Genomic DNA, 25,912 nt, shown 5'->3' with positions numbered 1-25,912 from the left:
TGATGAAACAGCTATTTACTTTATTACTGATCTGTGGCCCAGGCCTATTGTTTGCTCAAAAAATGCCGGATTATGGTATCCATCAGATCAGGCTCAATGATACCGACAAAACCATACGGGCCGAGATCCAGCCGGTAACCTCGATGCCCAATGTCCACGCCGAACTGACGTATTACTGGTATGGTACCGGCAGTATCCATCAACTGCAGGGTGGTTTCAGTGGCCAACTTTTAAACGGCAGCTATGAAGAATATTATATCAACAAAAACCTGAAAACACAAGGGGTATTTGAAAAAGGCTTAAAAAACGGGGTGTGGAAGGAATGGGATGAATCCGGCAAATTAACCCGGCAGCTGACCTGGGAAAATGGCAGCTGGTCGGGCCCGTTTACGCTTTATAATGCCCATGGTCAGGTCGCTCAGTCCGGCAGGTATCTTGATAACCAGTTGGACGGCCTGGTTTCGTTCAACGCCGGAACCGACTCTGCCAGGACCCTCCGTTATAAAAAAGGCCATGTCGTACCTCCAAAATCCGGCACTTTCCTGAAAAGGATCAATATTTTCAAGAAGAAGAAGAAGGCCCCAGAGGTAAAACCTGCATCCTGACAACCGGTATACCTATGCTCAAAGCCTCCGCATTATATATGGTCATTATCATCGCCCTGGTGATCGGCCTCTTATGTTCCGCATTGATTGCCGCTGCCTATTTTTATCAGGCGGCATACCAGGCCAAGTTCCGGGTGGATCGCTTGCAGAACAATATGAATTCCGGCATCAATATACTGCTGACCAGTACCGACAGTTCCTACCGGACAGAACGCGCCGTATCTCTTTTTGCAAACGATGACTTGGATTCAGTATCCCTCCAGAGATTTGCCTGGGGCGCATTTGATATCGGCATCGTCCAGGCCTTTGCCCAACGCGACACCCTTTATAAAGTTTTCAGTATCGCCAACGCCATCGATTCTGCCAAATGGGCAGCCCTCTACCTGATCGATGAAGACCGCCCGCTCTCCCTCAGCGGAAAAACCACGATACGTGGTGATGTATATATCCCCAAAGCCGGTGTAAAAACCGCCTATGTAGATAACCAATCCTATACAGGGGATCAGCAACTGGTCCAGGGCAAGCAACACAACAGTGAAAAAAAGCTACCACCGCTTACCCCCAAACGGCTCCAGATCATCCGGCAGTTCCTCCGCCAGCCAGCGGAACACAACAGCATGCTGTTAAAGAACAAATCCATCGACCGTTCCTTCAGGCTGCCCACGACAACGATCGGTTTAGGAAAACAGGTGACCACTCTTCAAAACATCAGTTTAAGCGGGAACCTGATCATCCGTTCCGATACGACACTGATCATCGACAGCAGCGCCATCATGCACCATGTGATCATATTTGCCAAAGCGATACTTATAAAAGCGGGTTTCCATGGTAACGGCCAGTTTTATGCCAAAGATTCCATTGGCATCGAACGTGATTGTCGGTTCACTTATCCATCCTGTTTAGGCGTTTTATGGGACACTACTGCCATCATCGGCTTTCCTGAAAAAATAAGTCTCGGGGAAAATACCCGTTTCACCGGTCTTATCTTCACCTACGAAAAAGCTAAAAACCCTTTACGTCCGCTCATTGCCCTGGGCAAAAACACCACCGTTGCCGGACAAATTTATTCCCAGGGAACACTGTCCATCAAAGCCGGGACCAGCATCGCGGGAAATGTCATGACCTCCCGTTTTCTGTATCAAAACGAAATTACCGCTTACGAAAATTACCTGATCAATACCACCATTGATGCCAGGGCACTTTCACGGTATTACCTGATCAGTGACCTCAGCCCGGTCAGTGCTGAACAAAAAAAAATATTGCAATGGCTGGAAGTAAGGTAAAAATACACGGTAAACTCGCCGGATCAACGATCCTGGAAGTGGTGATTTCCATGGTCATCATTATCCTGGTATTTGGCACAGCCATGATGATCAATACCAACGTAACCAAACGCTCTCTTTCCGTCAAGAAACTACGGGCACAGGCCATACTACAGGAAATCCTGTTGCAGGACACACCATTTACCGACGATAAGGGTAAACCGAACCTCATCGATGGCTTCCGCATCGAGCAGCAGCTTAAACCGGTAGAAAAAGAACCCAGGCTTACACAGATCATACTCACAGCCTTTGATGATAACCAGGAACAAGTGGCACAGGTGCAACAAATAATCGTTATGGATCATGTCTCCAACTAAGCTCAAAGCATTCACGATCATGGAAATTACCATAACCATGCTGCTGGCCGCCATCGTGATCAGTATCACGTATACGGCCTATACGATCATCAGCAAGTCTTACCTCGGCTTTACGAATAAAAACAAGGAGATGACCGAAGCCGTTCAACTGGACAAGCTTTTAAAAAATGATTTTTACAAGGCATCACTCATTTCCAGGGATAATCAAAAGATCCTGTTCCGGATAGACAGTACTGATATCCGTTATGAATTTGCGCCAGATCGGGTGACCCGGACGCAGGGTATCACGGATACCTTTAAAATCCAAACAGAAACCATGAGCACGAGTTTTGATCATCAGCCGCTGCAAGATGATCCCCAGGCAACGGACCGGCCCGGTCTCCTGGATGAGATGGAATGGAAAATCATCCTTCAAAATCAAAAAATTCCGTATCATTACCATAAACCATACAGTTCCGTCAACCTTTTTCAAGAAAACCCCGATGCCAACCATTGACCTTAGCCGGTACGAAAAAAAGAAAACGACACCACCAACCCAAAAGGGCAATCAGGGTGGCTTACTGGCTTTTTTGAATAAGGACATCAATTTTGGCAGTAAAGAACTCAGTGACAAAAAAAAAGAGTTCCTCTATCTGGAACTGAGTTCCCTGCTTCAGGCCGGCATCAATTTGAAAAGCAGTTTTGAGCTGATCACAGCCAGTCAGGAAAAAGAGAAGGATAAACAATTATTCCAGGATATCCAGGAAAGGGTATTACAAGGTACCAGTTTCTCCCAGGCACTGGAAAAAAGTGGTAAGTTCTCCGTTTATGAAATATTCAGCCTCGAGATCGGCGAAGAAACCGGTAAACTGACCGAGGTATTACAGGACCTTGCCAAATTCTATCAAAACAAGGTTAAACAGCGCCGGAAGATCGTTTCATCGCTCAGTTATCCCTGCATTGTGCTTTGTACTTCGATGGGAGCTGTATTCTTTATGCTCGAGTTTGTCGTACCTATGTTCGGCGATATATTCACCCGCTTTGGCGGTCAGTTACCCTGGATCACCTCCATGATCATCAGCATTTCCAAAACAATGGAGGGTAATTTCCTGCCCGCCTTCCTGTTATGTGCGGCAGTAGCCGGGGTTCTCCGGTACCTGCGCAAGACAGAGCGTTTCCGCAAAACAGTCTCCGGGCTGTTATTAAAGATCCCCCTGGCCGGCAACATCGTGCAAAAGATCTACCTGGCCCGCTTCTGCAACTCCATGCGCCTACTGATCAGCGCGCATATCCCGCTGCTGCGGGCCATCTCCCTCAGTCGTCAAATGATCGGTTATTATCCAATAGAATCCTCCCTTCAAAAGGTAGAAGATGATATCCTGCAGGGTCATCCTCTGCATCAAAGCCTCCAGCAGTTCAGCATATACCCTGCAAAAATGATCATGCTGTTAAAAATTGGAGAAGAAAGCAACAAACTGGATTATTTTTTTGCCCGGATATCCGAGCAATATATCGATGAAGTGGAATACAAAACGGCCACCTTGAGCAGTATGATGGAACCGTTTATCGTCATTTTCCTAGGACTCATTGTAGGTACGATCCTGATCGCCATGTACCTACCGATGTTTGAGATGAGCAATAGTTTTCACTAAGATCGAAACAGGTGATGATCCCGTCGATCAGAATATCCGCTCATCAAGCGGCCCGATAGCCAGGCTTGGTTATAGCTATGATCCATCGGTGTAAAGAAGCCATTTTATCTACTGATCTCCATATAAACCCCCATCATCAGTTTTTTGGACACAGGCTCAGCATCCTTTCGCTGCAGTTTAAACTCGACCGCCCTGACGACGCCCACGCTTTCGGACGATTCCAACTGATTTAAAAAACTGTTCAGCGCAAAAAAATCCCCCTCGAAATTCAGTTTCTGAATAATCGCCCGTTCCGTATGATAAACTTCGTCCTGCGCCGGTACTTCGGCGAGTTTTACCCGGTATTTTTCGGCCAGCACCGCGATGGTGCTGATCGTATTGCTTCTGAAAAGAGCCGTATCTGATCGGTAAAGCACTAAAATATGCTCCAGGTTCTTACTTTTTCTGTCCAGATATCCTGGCTGATAGCTGATGTCGCCCGTTTGCTGCAGCTGTGTCTTTAGCTGCCGGTTGAACTGCCAGGCCGTAATTGTATTTTTAAAAGCCAGCTGATAACAGATCAGCAGTAAAATAACCGCCCCCGCGATCAGCAGATACTCTTTTTTAAAAGGCCACCACTTCAACATATCAATAAATAACTGTTAAGATAAATTGTCCGGTATTCAACTCGTTATTATAGGTATAGCTCTCCAACTGGATCCCCTTCACCCAATGCAGGGTTTTGATCCGGGCGATCCATTCATTGACTGGGATGATCTGGGGGGAGATACCCTTCACTTCTATTTTTTGTCTGGAAAACTGCAAAGACCGCTGCGCCCGGCTTTCCAGGCGATCGATCTGGTCTACCGCTATCTCTTTCCAGCTGATCCCGGGTGGCAACAAAGACGCGATCTGGTCGATCAGGATACTTTTGCGGACACCTCCCTCCCAACCCAGGTTTCGCAGCAAGGCTTCCTTTTGCCCAATATCATCTTTAACGCCTTGCACATCACTCGTATTCTGTGCGGAACTGCTGACCTGCACGCTCAATCGATGATTATCACTGTTCATCGATGAGAAAATAATTATATTAATAAGCAGCAACAAAAAGCAGGCAAGCAGGATCAAAAACCCATGCGCTTTGAACTTTTTATCACTTAAAAATTTCTCCAGCCTTACCTGAACCCCCGGCACCCTCGCCTGTATAATATCCAGCCTGGCGGATAAAACTAACTGGAAAGCCGCGGCATATGGCATGACCAGTTCCTGTTCAATCGCTTCGTTATCTATCTTTAATGGAAAGGGGGCCTTCGCAAATTCTTCCTGCCGGAAAGTCTTCCAGTGGAGTTCTTCATCCCGTTCGATCCGGTTACCGTTGAAAATAACCTCCTCGCCATAAATATTGAGTTGGGACAGGATATGCTGAACGGGAAAAGGGCCCAGGCTAAGCATGTAAACCCGGAAGCCTTGTTTAGCCAGCGCATCAAGCCACTTGTTGGCATCTACCTTCCTAATGACGGCGATAAAAGACCGGTCACCGGAAACAAAATGCTGTATATAGAAATCTTCCGGGCTGGCATTCGGTAAAACCGCGGAAAAACTGGCGGAATTGATCTCCCCGGTACCGGGAAGTTGTTTATACAATACCCCTCTGCCCGAAAGATTTAGCGCCAAAGGAATATTCCCCTTAAACTGTTTACTCAATGCTTCCACGCCGCCAATATCCGTGATCTTCTTCTCCAGGTGCAATTGTCTATCCTTTACCATCACCTGGCAGCCATCCAATCGGATACTCCCGTCCTTCCGGATCATCATCGAGATGCCGATGGACTGGCTGATCGAATAATAGGGTTCCAGTGCGCGCATATCTTAACGGATAATGGTAGATTTAATAAACAATACGGTTACTACCTTTTGATTGGCCTTTGTACGACTGCTGAACAACCATTTGAGCACCGGGATTCGCGAAAGCAGCGGTATTCCAGAAGCACTTTCATCGTTCTCTGTCCGTTCCAATCCTCCAAGCACAATGGTATCCTCACTGTGCACCCGCAAACTGGTCTCAAACTTACTGATGGATTGCGGAGGGGGAGAGCCATCAGTTGGCGTGGCCAAAAAATCAGAAATATTGACCCCGATGCTAAGTGTAACCTGATCATTACCCGAAACGATCGGTCTAATATTGATCGATAGATCAGCGTTTACCTCCTGGTAAACATTAGTGAATATAGACTGTGCATTAGAAACGGAAGGGATTACATTTTGCGTAGTATTTTTATAATAACGCTTACTGCCGATACTCAGCTTCGCCGAATGTCCGTTCAACGTCGCCATCTTGGGTACCTGGCGCACATCTATATCATTTTTTGCCTCCAACGCACTCAGGGTCAGGTAAAAGTTAGGAGTTACATGGCCCAGGTTGGACCCGCCGAGTTTACCCAGAAAATCATTGATCGACTTCGCGCCGAATGTATAATTCAAACCGCCAAGCAAGGTCCCCCCCGTCTTGACGCTATCAGAAACCCCAGCGGATATCCCGGTAGAAACCGTACGATTCTTGTGCACATCGATCATGGTTACTTCGATCAGTACGACAGGCACCAGCACATCCAGTTGCCGGATAAAAGCTTCCATTTCATCCATCTGCGCACCAGACCCCGATAGCATAATGGTATTCTGATCCCGGAATTCTTTGATCTCCACCCCTCTTTTCCATTCGTTAGGAATCATGGTCACCACCGTATCGATCGATCGGTTCTGCAAATGTATAGCCCTGAAAGTACGTAACCCCTCCAGTTTCCGGTCTCCAATGAGGTAAATACCATTCTCCGCATGAAAAGTATAATCCGTGCTTTTAAACAATAAACTTAAAAAGGCATCATAACTGACATCATTGACATGCAAGGTGATCTGCCCTTTGATATCCGAATAGATCGAATAGCTTTTGCCAGTCTCCTGCGAGGCCTGTTTCAGCAGGTCCTGGATCGGCGCATTGACCGCATCCGCGGAGATGAGTTTCTGCCCGTTTAGCATACGAACAAATAAACCAGTCGCTCCACCGCTCTGGGATGGAGACGCCGGTCGGAAGGTTTTCCTTACACTGGTGTTCCGATCCCCGTTCACGTACAGTTCCTCGTTCTCTCCCAGGGGCTGGAAAAGATAAAACCCATCCCCCGTCTTCACCATTTTGATGTCATTGCCATAAGCCAGTTTTTCCAGTGCGGTTTCAAACGGCGCGTTACTGATATAGGATGTCACACGCTTTCCCTGCAACGAACCCGGTACCATAACATTTTTACCGGAGACAAGCGTGATCTTTTTGGCCACGGCCGGGAGACTGTCGCTTTCCAGTTCCAGCGAAAGCGTGTTTCCCTGCGGGTTGTACTTCGCATTGATCTCTTTAGGCGGAGGCTTCAGGAACTGGTTCGGGTCCCGGTACAAAGTAATGTAAATAATGGATCCGACCACCGAAAGGTCCAGGTTATATTTCTGGGAAAGCAGTACCAGGATATTGGCTGCCGTGACCCCGTTAAACGTATCATAGATCGAAAAATTCAGACCAGGATCTGAGCTGATACTCAAATTGTTGGAGCGGGCCAGGGCGTTAAGGTATTCACGTATGGAAACCCCGGTCACCAGCAGCTGTACTTTCTGGTTCAGTCCTGGCACAATGCCCGCCAGGTTTTCCAGCTTCTGCTGGATCACCTGGATACGATCGACTTGCTGCGCCCGAAGTTTAAGCCCCCCCAGCCCGATCATTAAAACAAACAGTATACAAGTAATTTTTTTATACATAGCCCTCCCTCAATAATTAAATAACAACGGATAAATTTCTTCAATAGACGTTTGACCATCACTGAACAGCTCGAAGGCATTTTCTGCCAGGGTCTTTACTCCTCTCTCTTTTAATAAGTGCTGCACGTTCATGTTTCCGCCTTTGATCTCCTGCGCCAGTTCCTGATCCACCGGTATCACTTCGTATACCGCCTTTCGGCCTTTATAGCCGGTGTAATAACATTGTTCGCAGCCCTGCGCAACATAATGGTTTTGTACATCCAGGTATGGCTTGAACTGCCTGGGATAAAGTGAGGTTTGAAAATGCTTTTTCACCTTACAATGCGGACATAGTAAACGGATCAGTCTTTGTGCGACCGTCGTGTTCAAGGTATTGGCGACCAGAAACGGCGGCATTCCCATATCGATGAGCCGTGAAACCGTTCCCCAGGCAGAATTCGTATGGATGGTAGACAAAACCAGGTGTCCTGTTAACGCGGCCCGGATCGCCATATTGGCCGTTTCCGTGTCCCGAATCTCCCCCACCATGATCACATCCGGATCCTGTCTTAAAAAAGTACGAAGCGCGGCACCAAAAGTCAATCCTATGGATTCCTTCAACTGCACCTGGTTGATCCCTTCCAGTGTATATTCAACGGGGTCCTCGATGGTGAGTATATTCCGGGTCTCCTGATTAAGCAACTTCAACGTGGCATACAGCGTGGTGGTTTTTCCCGACCCCGTAGGTCCGCTGATCAGCAAGATACCATTCGGTCTTTTAACTCCTTGCAGATAATTTTCGAGATCAAAAGGTGAAAAACCCAGGGTATTCAGATCGATCGCCGTGGCATCATTATTCAATAACCTTAATACCACCTTTTCCCCGTGCAGAGTCGGCAATACAGATACCCGGATATCAAACTGGAGATGTTGATGCTTAAAGTTAATGCGCCCATCCTGCGGGAGCCGCTTTTCGGCAATATCCAGGTTCGCATAGATCTTGATCTTATTGATCAGGGCCGGGTATTCCTCATTTTTCAGCAGGTAGCGTTCGACCATCAGACCATCGATCCGGATCCTGACCCGGCATTTATTCTCATAACGCTCGATATGAATATCACTGCTTTTTAGATTCTTGGCCTCCCCGATCAGGTTAAACAAAAAATCCTCGGCGTTCTGGTTCACCGGGACCTGCGAAGCCCCGGAGGATGCAGTATCTTTGATATAATATTTGGAAAGCAGCCTGGCAATATCCTCCGGCGGAATGGGTTCCAGTTGTACTTCCAACCCCAGTAAAATTTCCAACTCGGATACCAATACTTCTGCATCAGCGCCTTCCTCACAATATAATTCGATATATCCCGGTGCGCTGTTCTTGGGCAACACCCGGTAATACCAGGCTTGTTCCTGGGCTAATAAATGGATGTTACCTGCCGGTAAATGAATATCTTGATTGAGGCTCATAGATTATATAAACGTAATAACCAGGCATCATCCGTGATGTGGAAATGAAAATAACAGCGGTCTCCCACTAAAAATACGATAAACACCAAAGCCTGAAAACCAGCCAGCGGAATATACTTGCTTTTGGTTACCCTTCTGAATAACAAATACAGTAAGATGGCGCAGAGTAAACTAACGTTAAAAAAAATGATAAAATTAAGCACAGACAAATAGCAGGCCACCACCCCGAAAAACAAAATATCACCTATACCCAAATAATCTTTAGTCGGGTTCAGTACCCGGCCATTTCGTAACCACAGATAAACCGTAAGTACCAGTAAGATCAGGAGTACAACAGCTATATTAACGAGTGCCGATTGACTGATTACCGCGAAAGGCTCGCCGGATAACAACCTCGTGGATAATAGCCCTATCATAAGTATCGGGAACAGGTACCAGGTAACCGCCCGGTACATCATATCCTGTATAAAAACAAGGCCGAGCAGAAATATAATGATGATGTAAATAACGAGTAGCATTAATCCGGCGTTACCTCTTTCAGGGTCTTATCCTGATCCATCTCCCATACGTTGAACGTACCGTTACCATTAAAGTCCACCACTGAAGTAGCGCGGGCAGTAAAGCTGGTGTTGCTCACATTAGTGATCTCGATCCTGTAATTGGCATGCGCATCCTTACCTTCGGTAGTTAATTTCTCCTGGATAAAGCCCAGTTCGGTCAGGTCTTTAGAATATTTAGAATGCTCGTAAAAGTAATTTTTCTCTAATGTCTGGACATGCTCCAACTGCATTTTGGCTTCCGTGGTTTTGGCCTTCGTAACCAGCGGTAACAAATTCGGTAGGATCAATAATAATAGAATGCCGATAATAACCAACACGACAAGCACTTCGGTCAATGTATAAGCTTTTAAACGTCTATGTGGGTTCAGTTTAGGAATTTTCACGACACTTCAATAAGGCCCTAATTTAATAAATATAGTTATACTTAAAATATATAAAAATAATTTTTTTTCCAACCGCCAACCATGCTGATCCAAAAGGCTCAGACAGCCGTGTGAATGCTCGACGAACAGGGGCGCAGTGTTGAGCAGCGGAATGAATATAAGGTTATTATTCTTCACCCTGTAAGTTTTAATCCAGAATCCGCCGTATCAGCACTCCAATGACATCGGGGACGATTTAACCGTTTAGCAGATTTACTTATCAGATTGGCGATAATAGGTTTTTCACAAATTTCTGAACAAGATTGAACATTGTAATAAGATCACCCTAATTCAAAAAACGCGGATACAAAATTTATTTTATCGTAATTTATAAATCAATAGAATAGCTCTGAGTCTATTTTCAAATCACTGACAAAGGGGTTCGAAAAATTGTACAGGTAAGGCGAGATGGCAGGATGATGATCCGGCCATTTATATCTATGATATTCAATTCGTTATATCGAAAACAAACAACAACGGGCACCGAATGGGGCACACATAATGTGCTTTTGTTTGGTGGATTTTGTAGCCTATTTATCCATATAAATGATAGTCAATGAACTCGTTTTTCAAATATAATGAATAGAAATTAATATTGCCCCCTGTTTTCAATTGCAACGCAATAATAGGTGGATAATTTTCCATACGATCATATTTAACGATCCGATTGTTATACTTCTTGATCGTCTTTGCCAACATGTTAAAACAACCTTAGCTGACAAAAAGTAAAATCAAGCGCTGTGGCTTGGCTTATTCCGCAATAATATTCTCCCATTGCAAATACTGAAACAACATTACGCACTCGTCACAGACGAGCGCGAGACTGGTTGATATGCGGGTTTTTATTCCATTTGACTTTGGTTTCGTCGGGATGATTACCCAGTCACTTAAGTAGTTGATTATAACGTAGTTGTTAAGTATTCTTATGAAAATGATAACCGAATGGGTCTCATTTTCTTAGACCTTGTTTGATGGTATTTATAGCATAAAGAACTTGTAACAGATGGTCAATGAGCTTGTTATGTAAAGTATAATGAATAATAATCAAACATTCCATTGATATATAAGTCCTATCTGGAATAGAACAAAAGTAGCAATTCAAAATAGCGCAAGGTTTTCTCGTCTTTTCATTTTCAGGGGAACAGTATGGGGAATTTTTATCGAAAGTTCAAAAATTCATAATTCAAGAGTACTAATTAAAATACATATCACACTTTACCGGAGGCCACATTCAACATGCTATAACAAAGTTAGCTTATAAAAAGCAAAAGCCCAACGTTAAGCTGGGCTTTTTACTTAATAGTCACGCATTGCAAATACTAAAATCATTTTACACACTGGTCACAGACAAGCTGAGGCTGAATATTTTGGATTCTCCTAATCAATAATTATCGATATTAAAATCGCTAAAAAAACTGAAAGCACAACTATAAGCCCACATATTATCCCGCCAGCACGATCACTCATCTTAAATCCTTTAAACCGCTCTGAGGTAATATACTCGAATCTTCCTTTTTTAATGTAGATGTATACCAAAATTTGAATTAACACCAGTCCCAAAATAATTAATGCAATTTTGGAATAAAGTATATCTATTAGGTTTATATTACCTATCAACGAACACAAGATTTGCGAAATCGAGAATAATAGCATGGTAAATAATACCCCGACAACAAATGCGGTTCTCCTAATTGGACTCTCCCACAATAAATTTCCACGCTTTTTATTTGTGTATAATGTTGAAATGTAATACACAAAAAAGTCAACAACCCTCATGATAAATTTGTATTTTATTCGTAATAATATTTAGCCAATATACTTTCTTTGTGCCTTTCACTTGCACAAAGTTTTAAATTTAATTTCCCGTTTTATAATCGAGCCAGGTTGCACCCAAGTTCCAGATTACTTCAAGACCTTTTACCGTGAGTGTTGCCTCCTCACCTCCAAAAACCATAAAACCTATGGTTCCAGCGGCTTTTACGGTATTCCAAACCGCCCCTACCTTATCTCCTTTTTTCCATGCTTTACCAGCACTATAAACACTATTACCTATAGATGCCAACCCAGTCACATCTGCGAAAGCACCAAAAACTGCTTTCCCGGTCCATTTTATTTTACCAGACTCTTCTCCAAAAAACTTTATGATGCTTGTCGCAGTCGTAGCGTTATCCAAAATACCCGTCCATTTAGATACTGTATTTGCCTTTGAATTCTCATCATCATCCGATGGACTTACCGTAAACTCTCGAGACATTCCATAGCCACTAACTCCGTTATAAACTAAACTGTTACTATTAGCATCTAAACCATAAAAGTTAAAAAAATCTTTAGGCCTATTTGGTTCAGCTTCTGGCGTAAGATATAAGCCAGGCCCCTTTCTATCAGGATTGGAGTTGTAATTATCGTATGCCTCTGCAAGGCTACCTGCCAAACCCGGTATTTGTAAAGAGGTTATTCCCCACATGGAGTTGTAAGCAAGTCCCGCTCTAATTGCGATACCATTGCCGTGAAAATAAATGATCCCATTGCGATCAGCATAACCACCATTTCGCGCAATCCTATCATTCATTAAATGACCGAGAGCCGTTGTTGCATCCCATCCGCCACTATTAAAACTTGCGTAAAATCCTCCTTCATTGGCAATCATCTGATTATAAAGGTTAGCTGACTCCTGTATAGCTCCCGCGTAAGCGCTATTAAGATAATCTAATGAGGACCAAGTGGGCGCTATAGGTGCTGGTTCATCACCTAGTGGATCATTAAACATGATTGGGTTATTCCCTGCATAATTATAGGTGGTTATGCCCACCGAACTTTCTGATTCCGGATCAATACCAATAAATCTGCCTAATGCTGCATCATAATTGCGATAAAAAGTTTGGTAATAATCTGGCAGGTTACCAAAGTCTTTTTGCCATTCACTACCCCCATTATATAACTGTTTATTGTCCGTTGTCGGAGTAGCTACCAGACTGCCAGGCATCACCAGGCCGAACCCGTAATAGCTGTTTTCCTGACGTACGATTGCCGTACCTGGTGCTGTATTGCTTTCCTCCAAACTGATACGGGCATTACCCTGCTGATCGCTAATGATATATTCTGGTTTTAAAGCCCCTCCCGTATTTCTTACCCGTCCTTCAGGCATACCGAAGTAGCTTAATGTACTATTTAAATATACAAAACCGTCTATATAATCTGTTGTGACTTGTAAGGCATTGTTATCAAACTGCTGTTTTCGGATCATTTTTCCAGCACTATTATACGTATACGTAATATACCGGCCTGTTGCCGAAGTGATGGTAATCTTGTCCGTACGGTTCAGGATATTATAATCCAGCGTCAGCGCTTTGTAAGGATCAGCAGTCAGGTTACCATTTACATCATAGGCATAGCTACCTGTTGTAGTACCACTCAAATTCCGGAAACCATACGCGGTATAGTTACTTCCCGTATCATCTGTAACTGATTTAAGTTGATTTGGGTTTGCAGCATCATAGGCGTAGGTCAGGTTATCAAACTCTGTCGCCGCTCCACCGCCAGTCGGAATCGAGTTTCGTTTCAGGGTCAGTAGATTACCGCCTACGTCATAGCTGATCGCATTCTCATTAAAACCGTTCACGTTCACATTAAATGCTCCTGTTGAGCTGGCTGTCCTTTCTGCATAAGAGCTGCCTGTATAACGACTCAACGCATCATAACTGTATTTATAACTTCGCTCATTGCCGGCGGTTCCGTTCGCGTCTTTACTCATCCATTTGACCGCAGATAATTTACCGCTAAACCAGGGTGTATTACCTAAATTACTATCGGTTTGATCATAAAGCAGCTGCATGCCAAACAAATCAGTGCTGTCATCATTAGTATTGGTTGTTCCGCTGTCGTTGGCTAGCTTGCTGTTGTTGATACTGATGAGTTGCCCCCTGATATTGTACCGATAATCTATGGATTGCAATGCACCAGAGCTGATATTGGCTGTAAATGTGGAGCCACTGGCTGCAGAAAAGCCCGGGCTAAGAGTGATGCTATTTCCTGCGGTAACGTTCAACGTCGCGCCGCTGGCTACGCTGTTATTGCCGTTCAGCGTAATATCCTGCGCCGCCGCCGCAGTACCTGGTTGCAGGTTCTTTTGCACCAGTTGCCCCAACTCGTTGTAAGTATAGGCCGCCACATGGACAGCGGCTCCCCCATTATAACTCTGATCGATCGCGATAACGCGATACATATGATCATAGCTCATTGTCGTCATCACACTGGTCGTAATGGGGGCTGCTGTCGTTCCGGTCACTTTAACAATCTTGGTTTGTTTAGGCGTACCTATAAAATCGGGTGCCGAGGTTGAATAATCGGTGATCACCCCGGCGGTATAATTGAGCTGGTTATTACTTTGTGTTTGTATCACATGCCCGCTCTTATCATAAAACATCACTTTGAGCAGCCAAATACTACTTAACCCGCTGCCAACTGAACGCGTACTGACCATGGTTGGTACGCCTTTGATGGCTGCCGCTGTAGGCGAAGATTCATTGGTCAGGGATTGCACCGAATAAGTATAATTGGCAGAGCCGTTCCCGTCTATATCATAATCATCATAATAGCTATAGGCTAAGGGCGTTATATTGCTTGTCGGGAATACCGCATTGCTATAGTAACCAGTGGCTGCCGCTGTTGAGCGGCTTTCGTACCAGGTGGCACTGTAGTTAGCCGCGATCGTCCCCGAAGTAACATAGGTTTGCATCGCCATGCGAGTCGTATTAGTAGCATCTGTATAAATTCCCTGGCCAATTGCATGATCTTTATTATCGTACTTGATATAATTCCATTGATTAACCATTCTCAATTTAGCATCCTGTATAAGCACCGGACGGTTAAGTGGATCATAAATCATATAGATCACACCCGCATTCGGCATCGTTTTTTCCACCACTCTCTCCCGGTCATCATATACATATTTGAAAACCAATTTATTGACGACAGCCTGGTTAGGATCATAATTGTTGCCAGCCACCATAGTGTTTAATGCCAGCGGTGGGATAACATAACTGATCATACCTGCGTTATTATAGATGTAATAGGTGTCTAAATTTGTAGCCCCGTTCTTTTGCCTTTTCAGTATAGCCTTACCATTTAGGTCGATAAAACTCAGGGTCTCTACGCCATCTTCATCTTTACCGTCTGTAACTGACAGTGTATTATCAGCATAATTCCCCTTATTGGTTGCGTCGGCTCCCCAGATAATAATATTACCATCGGCAGCACTCGTATTGGAACGATAAACCGCGGTTTTATAGTGTTGTGTGCCTGTTGCCCCTGTCGGTTGGAAACCAGCTCCAACCAATCCCGATCTTAAGATTCGCTGTAAGGGGCTTTTTTCAAATACCTGCTGGTTGAAGGGTAAGCTATCATCCGCTACTTTATCACCAACACCATTATTATAAAAACTGGCTTGCTCGGTAGTTACGGCATTAGGCCGGTAAGAACCACCGCCATCGGCGCCAACATAGGGTAATAAACCTTTTGTTAGCTGTCCTAAACTATTATAAACCACCGGTCGAATAATATCTTTCTGTGAGGGGCTAGCTTGCACGGCCACGGTTTGTGTCACTCTGCCCAGGCCATCAAAATAAATCTTAGTGGTTTGTTTCTGTGTAACGGTAAGTCCAGGTAATTGGGTAACACTAACAACCCCAGGAATTTTCACCACCTCGTCCTGCACAAAGTTTTTGCTTTGCGCTGTAACCTGTCCGGCGGTAAAGCAAATCGTGATGCTTAAAAACCAGGTATTTAGTTTTCTATACATAGATTTCATATGAGAATAGGTCTGATTTTAGTAATTATTGACAATCCTGGACATTAAAAAAAGCAATACTGGATGTGCCTGTTTGTCCAACTGACGAAGTGACTACGCACCTAATATTATATTTCTGATTTTTACCAAAACAGGGAACGCTAAACTGGCTAGTGTCGGTACCATCATTCGTCCATGTTTGACCATCATCATAACTTAACTGCCACTGATAATGTAAAGTTCCATAACCACTTCCACCTACCGATGTTATGGTGTAATAACTATTGGTTGCATCGTTAGGATTAGAGAAACAGCTTACTTGGTTAAGTGAGTGATGATAACAATTATCCCACATGGTTACCCCTGACTGGCACATGAGCGGCTTCAGGTCAGGGTATTTGATGATAACAGTACTGCTGGAACTCAGCGGGGTATTATAACTGGGACTGGAAACCGTACAAGTTACCGTAAAATTCCCCGTAGTGGTATAGGTATGCGTCTGATGATAGCCGTTTAATACGCTGGCGGTGGTGCCGTCCCCAAAATTCCAGGTGTAAGTAGCATCCGTGATACATGGATTATGATTCGCATCCATGCTGATCGGCGTATTAACATCGCTTGATCCCGTCACATAAGGAGAGTTCGGCGGAAATCGTATATCTGGACTCAATAAGCCGGCGGCTATATCGTCGGAATTTAAATAACTTTTCCGTTCCCTGATATTTTTGTCCTGGTCATAACTGATCACTATCCTGCCAAACTTATCATTGGTATAGTAGGCTGATACGCCGTTCGTATTGGTTTCGCTGATCTTAAAATGGGCCACCGGGTCATATGCATAAGTCACCGCCTCCGCACTTTGCGGATAGAACAGGATATCATCTATATAAATAGCCTGGCTGGTGCTGAAACTCATCGTAAAACCGGCGGACATATTACTCACCGGCACTTTCCATTCAAAATATTTGGACACATTACCGGTATTGGTGAAGGGTTCATTATATGTAAACGAACCATTGCTGCTATTGGTCAGGGTTAAATTGATCGTACCTGCCGATGCTGAACTGATCCAGGCTGATAGGGTATAATAATTTTCGCCTGCCTTTTTAGACATAACCTTCGAAATGTTTTGTCCTGTACTGAAAGTATAGGCATTGCCATTATGGCTGTTCGTATTGACTATTCCGGTGGATATCGGTAAAGTATAATTGGTGCCCGGTGGCAGGCTGCTGTCAAAGTCTTCAAAGCCAGTCTCGCTCACCGCCGTATTTTTAAATAAAGCTACACTCTGGTTCGAAAAATGATCGGTAATGCCTGTTTGCACGTGTTTATAATTATCATCTCCTGTCTGCAAAAGGCCGGTATTGTCGTAAGCCGTATAATTCGCCGTTGGAATATATTTTGGATCAGCAATAGCCACCCCACCGGTTATGGCAAATGGCGTGAAGGTGTCGCCATCGGTTGAAACGAATTTCAATGACTGAACAGGCAGGTAGAAATAGGGATTTCCGGTAAATGTTTTGAATTTGGTAAGTTGAGCACCGACCGTTTTCGTTACACCACTCCTGGTAACCTGTGTATAACTTTCTATAGGCACATCAATATTCTGTTTTTGAAGATGATAAATGGCATTTGTTGTAGAATCAGTCCCCGGAGCAGCAATGGCATAATCTTTACTGTACGAGGTATTCACACTAACAATACTGTTATCACTATTGGTTGTTTGTTGTTTTGTCAGCCGGTGATAGGTATTACCATAAGTATAAGTGGTAGTACTGCTTAGTGCTTGGGTCAATGTAGGTGAATCATAAACCTTTTTGGTTACCTGACTAGTGAGCTCACTGGTAGAAGCATATAAATTATACTTAGCATAGGCTTTAACCCCATTATTATCGTCAAATTTAAGTGCCTGGATGATCAGAGGGGGGCTTGTACGCTGATAGGTATAGGCGGTTTCACTTACTTTTGTCCCGGCATCATTATAGTTGGTTACTTGCTGTATCAACCCTCTTTCCATACTATAATTTGCGGCAGGGGCAACAGGATAGGTATAAATATCATTTCTTATCGGACCATAAGATACGCAGGTTGGTCTGGCCACATTAGTTTGGGTAGGATACCACTCCGCTGTACTACAAGACGCGCATGCCGGTGTCGCGCTGTTGTCCCATTGCGTAGCCGGGACATAATATTGGTAAAGCGTTGAACCAGCCCCCGTTTTATTTTCTTTGCAATATTTATACAGGATGGTATGGTCATCACTGGAAAGATCATTCGCCGATATTACGGTTGCATTATCCCAATAAACCCCATCGGTTGCCGACCCTGTATATGGAATAGTAAAAGCATAAATAGGTAGAGTTATTGGCTTACCACTCGATTTATTGGTCGCGGGATCTAAGTAGGAATAATTGCGAACTATATTGTTGCCTGTACCATCATTATCGCTGATGGCTTTCACCCGTATACCATTACCCGAGACTACAGAATTTGTTGGGATATCCAAATAATCATTGGGTTCATAGGTAAAAGTTGTAACACCGCCACTGGCATTTGTCATGGTACTTAGAGAACCATAAATTATAGAACTGGCATCTACGAACTTGCCATTTCTCCCTAGGAGATATGCATAAGTTGATCCTACAGAAGCGGGATTGATATAATTAGTGTATCTTGGATAAGCTGGGGTTGACGGATTGACATATATTATCGGGACAGGTGAAGTAAAACTATTGGTATTTTGGTAGCCCCAGTAATCTGTAAAGGTTGAAGAAGAATCCGAGAGTGTTGTTGTATAGGTTGTGCCAGTGGCCGTCTTCACGCCTGTTTCTCCATTATAAGTAAAATTGTAATTGATAGGGGAACTACATCCACTGTCATTAACCCCCCGAAGAAATACCCGGTAGTAATTGCCACTACCTGTCCGGGGGAAAGCGACAAGACTATATGTAAATTGAAAACTTCTTCCCATGCCCGAAACGGAACTTATGTATGACAAATTTGTCCCCCCTGCACCATAATCATTCGATTGCCAGTTAAAAGTCAATTGGTCCGTCCCGTTACTAATACTGGAAAGAATTTTCTGTTGAGCCGTTTGCTGTATGGTATACTGAGTTGATTTTGTAGTAGAACCACCAATAAATAACTCCACAGGGTTATTGCTCGTTCTGTCTGGGCCAACGGTGTAATTTAAAGAAACGGTATTACCGTTAGCATCTGTTATGCTAGTTAAGTACCAGTTATTGAAAAAATTTATACCATACTGGTACTGCTTATAGGCATTCCCGAAATAAGTTACTGTGGTACTTGTTGTAGGTAAGGCTATTTGAGTAACCTGTTCTCTTAATGTAAATATATACTTGGTTCCTTTGTTATTTGTAATTGTGAAGGAAGAAATACCAAATACATCGATCGAATATTCGATTTTTAAATCCTGATAAGATAATGCTTTGAATACGTGTGACTTATCTAACACCAATTGACAGGATAACCCGGGGGCACTAACATTAAATATGTCCGGCTCAGTGTCGGAATACCCGGTAAAATTGGTATTTATATAATTGATGTCTGCCGTTTCATCCGTACAGGTATTCGTTGTATTATCATTGGCAATAGAAAAATTGCTGATACCGTTACCATTATTATTATATAGCCAACCTAAACGAGCATTTCCTGAATTATCCTTTTGACAATCATCCGGCAGTCCTCTTAATTCTCGGCTAACTTGCCCCCCTGCTGAAAGGTACCAGCCGATACCCGCAGAACTTTCCACATCTTTGGGCTTGATCCCCCGGCCACCATAGACAAGGGTAACGGGAACGGAAACACTCCCTTTATTAATTTGATAAACCGGAATTGCTACATTTGCTGTACCCGTCAAAGGATTAACACCTACCTGATATTGGGCAAACAATGTTGGGCAAAACAGGAACAAGGACAGTACCGGCAAAAGAAAGAGAAACTTTTTCATTTTGAAAATTATATTTGGAAAAGGCGATATCGAATATTTAGAAAAATCAGTTTTTGGCTAATGCTTTATTAATCTTAACCTGTTTGATCAACTGATTAAGTTGTCCCTGCAGTTTGTAAAGTAATTGCTCCTGCTCTTTTTGTTTATTATCCTTTTCGATCAAGTAAAGCGTCAACTCTTCCACTTTCTTCATCAGCAGCTTATTCATCTCTCCCAGATTCAAGCCTTCTTTTGTAATTTGCTGTTCTGATGGAATCTCAGGTAAATGTTGATTTTGATCTATGTAGTTTTTAACTTCTTGAAGTGATGGCAATTGATAATCCTTTTTGAAAACATAATCTGACCAACCGTTCATGTCTATGAGCACTGATTGAGAGTGGATCCTGCCATTTACGTCCAGTTTATTTTGTGGATTGGTTATGCCAATACCGACATTACCTGAAGTTTCTATAGTCATTTTTGCATCAGTTAGTGTGACGGTTGAGTTATCCATTGAATTATTGACTAAAAAATGCAATCTGCCTACACCAAAGGCGTTCGTTCTTTCGTGGACAATAGCCGCTTTCCACCAATTTCCGCTAGGTTCATTAAGAAAACCTATACCTACAGCAGTACCCGCTGTCACCGCTCCATTCCCTACCCCAGCACTTGAATTTCGAAAACCTCCTATAATATTTAATCCAAGATTAGATACTTGTACATGTAATTGGGCAGCGGGAGCTGTTGTGCCAATACCTACTTTACCCAGTGCAGCGCCATCCGTTTTCGTTCCTAAAATGGTATTACCATCCAACGATTTAATGAGATCCAGATCTCCGCCATCAGCATTACCCAAGACACCATTTGTATATTGATATACCCCTCTAAGGGTCCAGTTCATCGCTCCGGTTGCCCCGGAAAGGCCCAACTGTTTGATCGTGGCCACATTTTTGGCCGGGTTATAGGTAGATTCCAATACTGTTTTGATATTACCATTCACCACCAATTTTTCATCAGGATTGGTTGTACCAACACCTACAGAATTAGTAGTTGAAGTAATAGTATTTGTTCCATTAGTGACCCATTGGGCATGTACTAATGATGAAAAGCTTAAAAATAGAGATAGTGAAAAGATGAGTTTTTTCATGATGTGATAGGAATAAAAGACTATTTAATTTTATTGATAAGCAATTCTATCTTTTTATTTAACTGGTCAATTTGCTCTTGCTGATCTTTATTCTTTTTATGTTCATCAATCAGATACAAAGTCAATTCCTCCATCTTTTTCATCAACAACTTATTCATTTCACCCAGGTTCAATCCATCTTTAGCTATTTGCTGTTCTGACGGAATTTCCGGTAAATGCTGGTTTTGATCAATGTAGGCTTTAACTTCCTGAAGTGATGGTAGTTGATAATCCTTTTTGAAAACATAATCAGGCCAACCATTTCTCACTTTAACCACAATTGATGTTGTTATCATAGCTCCGTTAACTGCGAATTGGAAAGAAGAAGGTATATAGGTGGTATTTATGCCTACACTGCCATTTGCGCCATTTATAAAAAATGGTGTTATTAGGGCATTAGTTCCTCCTTTATGTATAATACTAAAGCTTTCCCCTCCGGCTACCATAGCACTGAGCGCCCAGGTTTGAAAGGTCGTTGTAAGCGGATTCGCATTACTTCCGTCGTTCGAAAATACTATTGATGGATTATTATTTCCATTGGAATTAAACTGATTTACTATTCGCAAGCCTTCATTGATCACATTGCTCCCCGCACCAGTATGGATTTGAAGCGGAATAATTGGACCTGTGGTTCCGACACCAACAGGCCCCGTTGAAGGAAATATATTTTGGGCATAATCGCTATATCCTGTCAATAAAAGAATTGAAAGGGTTAAATAAGAAAGTTTCATAATATGATTTGAAAAATTGATTTGTGGCTATGGCTATGCTTATGCCAACAGAATTCAGTTGGTTCAGCCTTGAATTCGTTTTCTGTTGAGAATGCTCTTATGAGAGCTTGCGATGGGGAATATTATTGTAGTAAAACTATCATATGTATCGTTTAGGCACTTCAAATATAATTAATTATTATATCAAACAAATACACTACTATAAATTTACTTGTTTAAAAAAAATGTGAATTAATAACATTTGTGGACTCTTTATTTATCAGCGTGAACCAAATACTAAAAAGGATAATGGAACGCGTAACTTTCTTCATCCATATCAAATCCTTAACAAGAAGCAATTAAACGTAATTTTATTTATAACTGAATATGAGGTAAAATTTGAGGCTCTCTTTTATTTGTTCCATATTTTATTCTATTGGAAAACTTTGCAAATGGATTTTCGATGAATCTCCAAAACAATGCAGCAAGTGGGATCAAAACAAGAAATGGTGCTATAAACAACAGCGGGTAATAGCGGGGGGCAATATGCTTAATAGCTAAATATAACAACTTTGTTCCTATTGGATAGTGAATAAGATATAATGAATAAGAGATTTCGCCTGTAAAATCAAAGGCCTTATTAACTTTTCCCTTATAAAATAAGATAAACAGAATGGTTAACAAGGCAACTATTGCAGCTGGAAGTTCGTAAAATGCAAATGAAAAAATCACCAGAGCGGTTATACATAATATTTCAAGTCGATCTAAATTTTCATTGTTATAAATTAAATAACCGATAGTGCCAATTAGAAAAAAGATCAGATAATCTAATAACCCTACGTAACTAACCAAGTGGGTTTGACTTAAGAACATAAACAAGGGAATACTTAAACATATTGTTAATTTAGGGGAGCTTTTGAGCAATACAAAATATACGCCCATAAAGATATAATATTCAGCTTCTATTTGCAGAGTCCAAAAAACCGGATTGTTTTGAACTATATGCAGATAAAAACAACTTTGAATAATGGATACAGTGCTTTCTGGGAAAGGTACATGTTTGATCTTGTTTGATATTGCGACAATAATAAGCGTTAAAGCTAAAGCTGCTAGATAGGGCGGATGAAGTCTCATTGCACGCTTACCTAGAAATTTTAAATAATATTTAATGCTATACATCGCTTTATCCATGCTTAATGGTATAATAAACCCTGATATCACAAAGAATATATTCACCCCATATTTACCATAATTGAGAAATGCCAGGAATAACCCGGATAGATTATTGTTTTTTATTGTTAATGGGTAGCCGAAGTGACAAAAACAAACTAAGAGAACAGCTAAACCTCTTAAAAAGCTCAAAACATAAATTTTATTTTTGGTTTCCATTTATGATATTTAAATATATAATTTGCAAAGATATAAAAGGATTGTTAAGGTAATTGATATATTCGACGAGAAACACTTTTAAACTTTTAGGCCTTTTTAGGTAAAAAGTAATCGGCAATAAGTACCTTGTTAAGTCTTTTGCTATTCATATCAGCTACGCCATATTCATTTATGTTACACGCAAAACCTCAGGTATTCTAAACACTTACGATAGTTTCGCATTTTTTGACAGCAAATGTAGTATTTCAACTGCCATTAATTCTGTTTAATAAGTGTATTCGATTGGTACACAATAAGAACGTGTTGTAAATACTCTGCGAGCCGTCTGCGAATAGAGGAGAGGATCTTTGTAGGGGTAGTACAAAGTTCGACTACAAAGAATGCTTCACACAAAAAACTGGCGTTGCGTTTGACTGCTTAAGGTTGAGTTGTGGCCTATCAAACGCCATGACAGTTGTGAAGTCCTCGACGAGTAGCAGGTGAGCAAAAGTTATGGAAAGCGCCTGACTTAGCAATGAATGAGCATAACGAATGATTGATAAGTCCAGAGAGAGCTTTCATGGAGCAAGGACTTTGCTTAAGTCATATCGGGTGACAGATCGCAATGTATTGGGTTTTATCCGCACATTTTCTTGACAAGGTGTATAATATATAAGATATTGAATAAAAAAATATGCGGTAATGGTATGGCCTTGCGGTGGAGTTTAATGTGTCGCAGACTTATTAAACGCAGCAAAATCTGGCGACTGGTTTGATAAGCTTAAGAGTTGTGTAATTCGGAATTACACACTCGTCACAGACGAGCGCGAGACGGATTGGCAGTATACATTTGTTAATACTATCCCCTTACAAAAAACTGAGAGAGTCTTTGTGATGTTAAATACAAGATAAACTAGATCAAATCTGAGCATTTAACTAATCAGTACAACGCAAGTTTAATGGCGCGAAACAGAAAGTGGTAACATCTTACGAGAGGATTAAAAAGCGTCGTTTCGCGCGATAATTATTTTGGTTTAGGTTATAAAAATGCTTTATCGATTATATCAAAATAGGAATACAAATTTTTCTTTTACTTGCCATTTCTCAATAAAATTTTGTCGATTCAGACGATGGAAAAAGTCGGAAGCAGCAAACTGGAGATGTATCACAATTCGAACATTGAATATCCGGTTTAAGTTATTTTTTGTTTTTATAATAATTCCTATTGTTTATTAAACATATCGCCATTTAAACCCATTCTATTGGGAGTAAATGCCTTTTGCGACTTGGATTATCGCTTTATCATCCAGGTTCATTTTGCGGGAAGCGGCCCGCACACTTTCAAAGGTTTGAATAAGATTCTCGTTAAGATCATATTGCGCAACTGGCTTTCTCCTGGAATATCCGCCATAGGTTTTAGGTCACTTAGACCGGTCTGCGGTGTTCAGATAAGGGATCACCCTGTCACGGCTAACAGCGCGCTTTTGCTTCACACTTTTAGTGATCAGTTTTAGGTTAGTGACACTATTATTATAACCGTCACCATCTATATTGATGACATACAATCCATCTTTGTTATAATCCAACCGTTTAATAAACGTGTAATAAATAATTCTCCGGGTATTAAAATAATGTTGCTTCCCTTCAATGCTTAAGGAGACCCGGAGATCAATCATAGGCTCTCCGGTTTTAACATTCTTGTTTTTAGAAACAGACTGGCTCAATACAATACCTTTTACAAACTGCTGTTTTAACCGGGGATGAGGGATTGTCCTATCCAGAGATTTAATCCGGCCTAATTTGGAAGCCCGATAAGACCGTTCAAAGTCAGGTATGTCTTTCCAAACTTCATTAAGCAAGTTGAATGGTGATTTATTGAGATAAACTGGTATTGAATCTGTAGTTGACATCGTAAGTAAAAGCAGAAATATTAACTAATATAATACAAAAAACAAACCAATGAACCGGGGTGTCCGTAGACACCTTTACAAATCAAGTCATTTTTACCGCTTAGGCACCAAAAGCGAAAGGTGGATGAAATATCAAGGCCGAAGCACCGCTAAAAAAAAACGAAAAGCTTCGTTCACTATAGCCTTGACATTTCATTCCGCCGGTCGGTAATTTTGCCGGTTGCGGTAAAATGGATATGAGGAAAAGCGAGTGGGTTATGAGTAACGAATTTCACTCCTGCCAGAGGCAACAGGGCTGTCAGCGTTTAATATCTTCAATAAATTCCTTGTAAATTCTTTCTGCCGTGTGATTAACCTTCGTCACTTGCTTTGCCAGTATTCTTACCGATCCTTCGTCGGGATCAAATGAACTATTGTACCTTGATTATGAATAGGAATTTTGCAGTAGGATATATAACTGTCCACGCTCTATAGTATTAAGTTCAAATACCCTTTTTAATTCATCATTAAATAACAAGGTTAGCCTAAGCAATCTTGATAAATTATGCATTTGTACATGGTAAATTCACCAGTTACCCATTCTATTACGCCAGGGTGTCAACCCATGGCTTTGCTGTCTTTTTTGTTCTTTTTCCTTAGATTGTTGTTGCTCACGTTCATATTCAAGTTGTTGTTGCCTGCGCTGCTGTTCCTTTTCCTCATCGATTTTTAATTCCAGTTTCTGTTCATAGTCGCCATTCTTTAAGGTGTTAGCATATAAAAATGTTTCCTTTAATTCGCGGTCATAATCAAATACCTGGTCAAATTTGAGCTCGGCTGCTTGTTTGAAAGCTATGCGGTCAAACTGGCCTACTTTCAGACTGTGTGCCGCATTCTTGCCCCGTGAATTATTTAAAGGGCTTAAACGGATACTATCGGTAATATCTTTGC

The 25,912-nt window shown here is 42.1% G+C and carries 18 protein-coding genes and 1 pseudogene; 5 read left to right on the top strand and 14 right to left on the bottom strand.

Translation table 11 applies throughout. The features are described from left to right. Positions 1–2: 2 nt before the first annotated feature. The 5 genes from BLR84_RS28985 to BLR84_RS28965 are packed head-to-tail and all read left to right on the top strand — an operon-like array spanning position 3 to position 3,875. On the top strand, positions 3–605 hold the full coding sequence (locus BLR84_RS28985; RefSeq protein ID WP_090473756.1) for a toxin-antitoxin system YwqK family antitoxin: 603 nt from the start codon (positions 3–5) through the stop codon (positions 603–605). A gap of 14 nt (positions 606–619) precedes the next feature. Beyond that, positions 620–1,888: a hypothetical protein gene (locus BLR84_RS28980; RefSeq protein ID WP_143014021.1), complete on the top strand. Its 1,269-nt coding sequence runs from the start codon at positions 620–622 to the stop codon at positions 1,886–1,888. After that, a complete protein-coding gene (locus BLR84_RS28975; protein WP_090473754.1) occupies positions 1,870–2,244 on the top strand; it encodes a hypothetical protein in 375 nt (124 codons plus the stop codon). Before BLR84_RS28980 ends, BLR84_RS28975 begins: the two co-directional genes overlap by 19 nt. A gap of 19 nt (positions 2,245–2,263) precedes the next feature. After that, positions 2,264–2,740, top strand: a complete 477-nt coding sequence (locus tag BLR84_RS28970) for a hypothetical protein (protein ID WP_090473753.1) — start codon at positions 2,264–2,266, stop codon at positions 2,738–2,740. Then, positions 2,727–3,875 carry a type II secretion system F family protein gene (locus tag BLR84_RS28965; RefSeq protein ID WP_090473752.1) on the top strand — a complete coding sequence of 383 codons (1,149 nt, stop codon included), beginning with the start codon at positions 2,727–2,729 and terminating at the stop codon, positions 3,873–3,875. The genes BLR84_RS28970 and BLR84_RS28965 overlap by 14 nt, the downstream gene beginning before the upstream one ends. A 104-nt stretch (positions 3,876–3,979) precedes the next feature. Here the strand turns inward: BLR84_RS28965 and BLR84_RS28960 are convergent, their stop codons facing one another. The 14 genes and pseudogenes from BLR84_RS28960 to BLR84_RS30200 all read right to left on the bottom strand — a co-directional run. Beyond that, positions 3,980–4,501 (bottom strand): hypothetical protein, encoded by a 522-nt coding sequence (locus tag BLR84_RS28960; protein ID WP_090473751.1) that lies wholly within the window; start codon positions 4,499–4,501, stop codon positions 3,980–3,982. A 1-nt stretch (position 4,502) separates the two neighbouring features. Then, the gene (locus tag BLR84_RS28955; RefSeq protein ID WP_090473750.1) at positions 4,503–5,720 is read right to left on the bottom strand and encodes a hypothetical protein; all 1,218 of its coding nucleotides are present in this window, start codon (positions 5,718–5,720) and stop codon (positions 4,503–4,505) included. Positions 5,721–5,723: 3 nt separating this feature from the next. Next, positions 5,724–7,649, bottom strand: coding sequence for a type II secretion system protein GspD (locus BLR84_RS28950; RefSeq protein WP_090473749.1), 1,926 nt, complete (start codon positions 7,647–7,649; stop codon positions 5,724–5,726). A gap of 9 nt (positions 7,650–7,658) precedes the next feature. Further along, positions 7,659–9,092, bottom strand: a complete 1,434-nt coding sequence (locus BLR84_RS28945) for a GspE/PulE family protein (protein ID WP_090473748.1) — start codon at positions 9,090–9,092, stop codon at positions 7,659–7,661. After that, positions 9,089–9,610 (bottom strand): hypothetical protein, encoded by a 522-nt coding sequence (locus BLR84_RS28940; RefSeq protein ID WP_143014020.1) that lies wholly within the window; start codon positions 9,608–9,610, stop codon positions 9,089–9,091. Before BLR84_RS28940 ends, BLR84_RS28945 begins: the two co-directional genes overlap by 4 nt. Further along, positions 9,610–10,035, bottom strand: coding sequence for a type IV pilin protein (locus tag BLR84_RS28935; RefSeq protein WP_255367072.1), 426 nt, complete (start codon positions 10,033–10,035; stop codon positions 9,610–9,612). Before BLR84_RS28935 ends, BLR84_RS28940 begins: the two co-directional genes overlap by 1 nt. A 1,894-nt stretch (positions 10,036–11,929) precedes the next feature. Then, positions 11,930–15,871 carry a DUF6443 domain-containing protein gene (locus BLR84_RS28925; protein WP_176852183.1) on the bottom strand — a complete coding sequence of 1,314 codons (3,942 nt, stop codon included), beginning with the start codon at positions 15,869–15,871 and terminating at the stop codon, positions 11,930–11,932. Positions 15,872–15,905: 34 nt separating this feature from the next. Next, a complete protein-coding gene (locus BLR84_RS28920) occupies positions 15,906–19,829 on the bottom strand; it encodes a PKD domain-containing protein (protein WP_090473744.1) in 3,924 nt (1,307 codons plus the stop codon). Between the two features lie 46 nt (positions 19,830–19,875). After that, positions 19,876–20,955 (bottom strand): hypothetical protein, encoded by a 1,080-nt coding sequence (locus tag BLR84_RS28915; protein WP_090473743.1) that lies wholly within the window; start codon positions 20,953–20,955, stop codon positions 19,876–19,878. A gap of 20 nt (positions 20,956–20,975) precedes the next feature. Beyond that, positions 20,976–21,725 (bottom strand): hypothetical protein, encoded by a 750-nt coding sequence (locus tag BLR84_RS28910; protein ID WP_090473742.1) that lies wholly within the window; start codon positions 21,723–21,725, stop codon positions 20,976–20,978. Between the two features lie 354 nt (positions 21,726–22,079). Beyond that, complete coding sequence (locus BLR84_RS28905; protein ID WP_090473741.1) at positions 22,080–23,093, bottom strand: acyltransferase family protein; 1,014 nt, start codon at positions 23,091–23,093, stop codon at positions 22,080–22,082. Positions 23,094–24,331: 1,238 nt separating this feature from the next. Further along, positions 24,332–24,451, bottom strand: a pseudogene (locus BLR84_RS30645) (NUMOD1 domain-containing DNA-binding protein); the annotation flags it as partial. A gap of 42 nt (positions 24,452–24,493) precedes the next feature. Beyond that, the gene (locus BLR84_RS28895) at positions 24,494–24,982 is read right to left on the bottom strand and encodes an NUMOD4 domain-containing protein (RefSeq protein ID WP_090473740.1); all 489 of its coding nucleotides are present in this window, start codon (positions 24,980–24,982) and stop codon (positions 24,494–24,496) included. 565 nt (positions 24,983–25,547) lie between these two features. Beyond that, positions 25,548–25,912 (bottom strand): DUF5712 family protein (locus BLR84_RS30200; protein WP_255367071.1); only part of this gene is annotated, 365 nt, incomplete at its 5' end.

The sequence above is a fragment of the Mucilaginibacter sp. OK268 genome (assembly GCF_900103125.1).
Classification (GTDB): Bacteria; Bacteroidota; Bacteroidia; order Sphingobacteriales; family Sphingobacteriaceae; genus Mucilaginibacter.
This window is presented reverse-complemented; position numbering and strand designations above follow the sequence as displayed.

Bases quoted from the DNA above. Each gene is read 5' to 3' on its own strand.
- BLR84_RS28985 (WP_090473756.1), top strand. From the start codon at position 3: ATGAAACAGCTATTTACTTTATTACTGATCTGTGGCCCAGGCCTATTG.
- BLR84_RS28980 (WP_143014021.1), top strand. From the start codon at position 620: ATGCTCAAAGCCTCCGCATTATATATGGTCATTATCATCGCCCTGGTG.
- BLR84_RS28975 (WP_090473754.1), top strand. From the start codon at position 1,870: ATGGCTGGAAGTAAGGTAAAAATACACGGTAAACTCGCCGGATCAACG.
- BLR84_RS28970 (WP_090473753.1), top strand. From the start codon at position 2,264: ATGGAAATTACCATAACCATGCTGCTGGCCGCCATCGTGATCAGTATC.
- BLR84_RS28965 (WP_090473752.1), top strand. From the start codon at position 2,727: ATGCCAACCATTGACCTTAGCCGGTACGAAAAAAAGAAAACGACACCA.
- BLR84_RS28960 (WP_090473751.1), bottom strand. From the start codon at position 4,501: ATGTTGAAGTGGTGGCCTTTTAAAAAAGAGTATCTGCTGATCGCGGGG.
- BLR84_RS28955 (WP_090473750.1), bottom strand. From the start codon at position 5,720: ATGCGCGCACTGGAACCCTATTATTCGATCAGCCAGTCCATCGGCATC.
- BLR84_RS28950 (WP_090473749.1), bottom strand. From the start codon at position 7,649: ATGTATAAAAAAATTACTTGTATACTGTTTGTTTTAATGATCGGGCTG.
- BLR84_RS28945 (WP_090473748.1), bottom strand. From the start codon at position 9,092: ATGAGCCTCAATCAAGATATTCATTTACCGGCAGGTAACATCCATTTA.
- BLR84_RS28940 (WP_143014020.1), bottom strand. From the start codon at position 9,610: ATGCTACTCGTTATTTACATCATCATTATATTTCTGCTCGGCCTTGTT.
- BLR84_RS28925 (WP_176852183.1), bottom strand. From the start codon at position 15,871: ATGTATAGAAAACTAAATACCTGGTTTTTAAGCATCACGATTTGCTTT.
- BLR84_RS28920 (WP_090473744.1), bottom strand. From the start codon at position 19,829: ATGAAAAAGTTTCTCTTTCTTTTGCCGGTACTGTCCTTGTTCCTGTTT.
- BLR84_RS28915 (WP_090473743.1), bottom strand. From the start codon at position 20,955: ATGAAAAAACTCATCTTTTCACTATCTCTATTTTTAAGCTTTTCATCA.
- BLR84_RS28910 (WP_090473742.1), bottom strand. From the start codon at position 21,725: ATGAAACTTTCTTATTTAACCCTTTCAATTCTTTTATTGACAGGATAT.
- BLR84_RS28905 (WP_090473741.1), bottom strand. From the start codon at position 23,093: ATGGAAACCAAAAATAAAATTTATGTTTTGAGCTTTTTAAGAGGTTTA.
- BLR84_RS28895 (WP_090473740.1), bottom strand. From the start codon at position 24,982: ATGTCAACTACAGATTCAATACCAGTTTATCTCAATAAATCACCATTC.